At 67.1% G+C, this 3,161-nt stretch carries 3 protein-coding genes; all 3 read left to right on the forward strand.

From position 1 onward, the window contains the following. Nucleotides 1-50: 50 nt before the first annotated feature. Genes hpaH through PYV00_RS20480 form a run of 3 tightly spaced genes read left to right on the forward strand, consistent with a single transcriptional unit; the run spans nucleotide 51 to nucleotide 3,127 of the window. A complete protein-coding gene (gene hpaH, locus PYV00_RS20470) occupies nucleotides 51-911 on the forward strand; it encodes a 2-oxo-hept-4-ene-1,7-dioate hydratase (RefSeq protein ID WP_275230178.1) in 861 nt (286 codons plus the stop codon). Between the two features lie 24 nt (nucleotides 912-935). Beyond that, complete coding sequence (hpaI, locus tag PYV00_RS20475) at nucleotides 936-1,733, forward strand: 4-hydroxy-2-oxoheptanedioate aldolase (protein WP_223308216.1); 798 nt, start codon at nucleotides 936-938, stop codon at nucleotides 1,731-1,733. Further along, a complete protein-coding gene (locus PYV00_RS20480; RefSeq protein ID WP_275230179.1) occupies nucleotides 1,733-3,127 on the forward strand; it encodes an NAD-dependent succinate-semialdehyde dehydrogenase in 1,395 nt (464 codons plus the stop codon). The genes hpaI and PYV00_RS20480 overlap by 1 nt, the downstream gene beginning before the upstream one ends. The last annotated feature ends 34 nt before the right edge of the window (nucleotides 3,128-3,161 follow it).

Here is a 3,161-nt window from a genome sequence, read left to right on the forward strand (position 1 = left end):
ACAACCGATCCTACCGGCCATCATAGTCGCCGCTCAACCGGCCATCGTAGTTGTCGCCGCGCAGGCTGATGGCCGGGGCGCGGCGGATCGATGATTTCGGCGGTGTGACGCTGGATGGCGACGCCATTGCGGCGGCCGCGCGGGCGCTGGACGAGGCGGAGCGGACGGGGCGGCAGATCCGCCTCCTCAGCGAGACCTATGCCGGCCTGACGATGGACGATGCCTATGCCATCCAGACGGAATGGGTGCGAATGAAGGCGGCGGCGGGCGATCCCGTGATCGGGTGGAAGATCGGGCTGACGTCGAAAGCGATGCAGGCGGCGCTGTCGATCGACATTCCGGATTCGGGGGTGCTTCTGCGGAGCATGGCGTTCGACAATGGCGCCCACATCGCCCCAGGCCGCTTCATCCAGCCGCGGATCGAGGCGGAGATTGCCTTCGTCATGCGCACCGGCCTTGAGCCGGAAGAAATTTCGGCCGAAGCGATCCTCGCGGCGACCGATTATGTGGCTCCGGCGCTCGAAATTCTCGATACCCGGATTACCCGCAAAGATCCGGAAACCGGGCGGCTCCGCAACGTCTGCGACACCATTTCGGACAATGCCGCGAACGGTGGAATCGTGATGGGCGCCCCGGTCCGCGAATTCGGCGCGCTCGACCTGCGCTTCGTCGGCGCGATCGTCTCGAAGGATGGCGATGTCGAGGAAACCGGTCTCGGCGCCGGCGTGCTCGGCGATCCGCTGGTTTCGATGGCATGGCTCGTCGAAAGGCTGGCGGCGCGTGGCGACCGGGTCGAGGCCGGGCAGGTCGTGCTTTCGGGATCGTTCATCCGTCCGGTCGAGGCGCCCCCCGGAAGCCATATCGTCGCCGATTTCGGATCCTTCGGGCAGGTAGAGTGCCATTTCGGTTGACCGAGGGCGATGTGGGAGAGTGACGTGAATGCGTTCAAACAGGCGATCGGCGAGCATCGCCCGCAGATCGGTTTCTGGCAGGCACTGGCCTCCTCCTATACGTGCGAGATTTCGGCCGGGGCAGGTTTCGACTGGTTGCTGATCGACGCCGAGCATGCGCCGAACGACGTTCCGCTCGTGCTGGCACAGTTGCAGGCGGCGAGTGCCTATCCGGTCGAACCCGTGGTCCGGCTTCCGGTGGGCGATCCGGTGCTGATCAAGCAGTATCTGGACATCGGGGCGCGGTCGCTGCTGATCCCGATGATCGAGGATGCCGCCATGGCGACGGCGATGGTCAGCGCGACGCGCTATCCGCCGCACGGCATCCGTGGCGTCGGGACGGCGATCGGGCGCGGCAGCCGCTGGAACCGCACGCCAGGCTATATCCGCAACGCGGCCGAAGACATCTGCCTGCTGCTGCAGGTGGAAAGCCGCGCGGCGATCGCCAATGTCGGCGCGATCGCACGAACCGAAGGCGTCGACGGCGTGTTCATCGGCCCGTCCGATCTCGCTGCCGACCTCGGTCATCTCGGAGATGCCGCCCATCCCGAGGTGCAGGAGGCGATCGAAGGCGCCATTGTGGCGATCCGCGCGGCGGGCAAGCCTGTCGGCATGCTGATGGCCGACGAAGCGCTGGCGCGGCGCTACCTTGAAATCGGGGCAAGCTTCGTCGCGGTGGGAACCGACGTGACGATCCTGGCGCGCGGCGCCGAAGCGCTCGCAGCCCGCTTTGCCGGCGGGGACCCGCGCCCGGCGAATTCGGGCGCGGGAGGCGTATATTGATGATGGCGAACGCAGCAGAAAACGTACTCGCGCACCCCGGCTCGCTATCGGTCAATCCGGCGACCGGCGAGACGGTCGCGCTGCACCCCTGGCTCGGGGAGCGTGAGGTGGCCGAAGCCGTCGACGCTGCTTCCGCGGCGTTCGACGTGTGGCGTGACATAAGCTGTGCGGATCGTGGCGCAGCGCTTCGGCGGCTGGGGCAGACTCTGGAGCAGCGGTCGGAACTGCTGGCGCGGCTGATCTCAGTCGAGATGGGAAAGCCGATCGGCCGCGCACGCGGCGAGGTCGCCAAATGCGCCGCGCTGTGCCGATGGTATGCGGATCATGCCCAACGGTTGATCGCCGACGAGCGGATCGACATGGGCAGCGATGGGGAGGCGGTGGTCCGCTATCGCCCGCTCGGCATCGTCCTCGCCGTCATGCCGTGGAATTTTCCCTTGTGGCAGGTACTGCGCGCCGCCGTGCCCGTTCTCGCGGGCGGCAATGCGATGCTGCTCAAACATGCCGACAACGTCCAGGGCTGCGCCAAAGCGCTCGCTGACTGTTTCGGCGCGGCGGGCTTCCCTGCCGGTCTGTTCGCGAACGTCCATGTCTCACGCGACCAGATCGCGCCACTGCTGGCCGACCAGCGGATCGTCGGCGTGTCGGTGACGGCGGGAACCGCGGCGGGCGGCGCCATCGCGGCGGAGGCGGGGCGCAACCTGAAGAAATCGGTGCTCGAACTCGGCGGATCGGACCCTTTCATAGTCTTGGCGGACGCTGACCTCGACCGCGCCGTTCCCGCTGCGATCGAAGCGCGGTTCCAGAACAGCGGACAGGTTTGCATCGCCGCCAAGCGGCTCATCGTGGAGGCGCCGATCGCCGAGGCCTTTACGGCGCGCTTCGTCGCCGCAGCCGAGGCGCTGGTGTGCGGCGATCCGCTCGACGACGCCACGGACCTGGGGCCGCTTGCGCGCGCGCGCGCGCGCGACGAACTCCATTCGCAGGTGGAGCGCAGCCTGGCGATGGGCGCGCGGCTGCTTGCCGGCGGCCGGATACCGGACGGGCCGGGCGCCTTCTATCCTGCGACCGTGCTCACCGGCGTGACCCCCGCTATGCCGGTCTTTCGCGAAGAGACGTTCGGGCCTGTCGCGGCGATCATCGTCGCCGATGACGGCGACGATGCGGTCCGGCTCGCGAACGACAGCGACTTCGGCCTCTCGGGTGCGATCTGGAGCGGCGACAGGGCGCGCGCGACCACGCTCGCCCGGCGCATCGAAACCGGTGCGGTTCATGTGAACGGGGTTCCCGTTTCGGATCCTCGGGTGCCGATCGGCGGCGTCCGGCAAAGCGGTTATGGTCGCGAACTTTCCCACTTCGGAATGGCTTTGTTGCATAACGTTGGAATGCCTTAAACCTATGATTACTTGATAATATTATACGACGCGG

This window comes from Novosphingobium album (ex Liu et al. 2023), assembly GCF_029076845.1.
Lineage (GTDB): Bacteria > Pseudomonadota > Alphaproteobacteria > Sphingomonadales > Sphingomonadaceae > Novosphingobium.

What these genes read in the sequence shown, in the direction of transcription:
- PYV00_RS20480 (WP_275230179.1), top strand. Translation starts at nt 1,733, where the DNA reads ATGATGGCGAACGCAGCAGAAAACGTACTCGCGCACCCCGGCTCGCTA.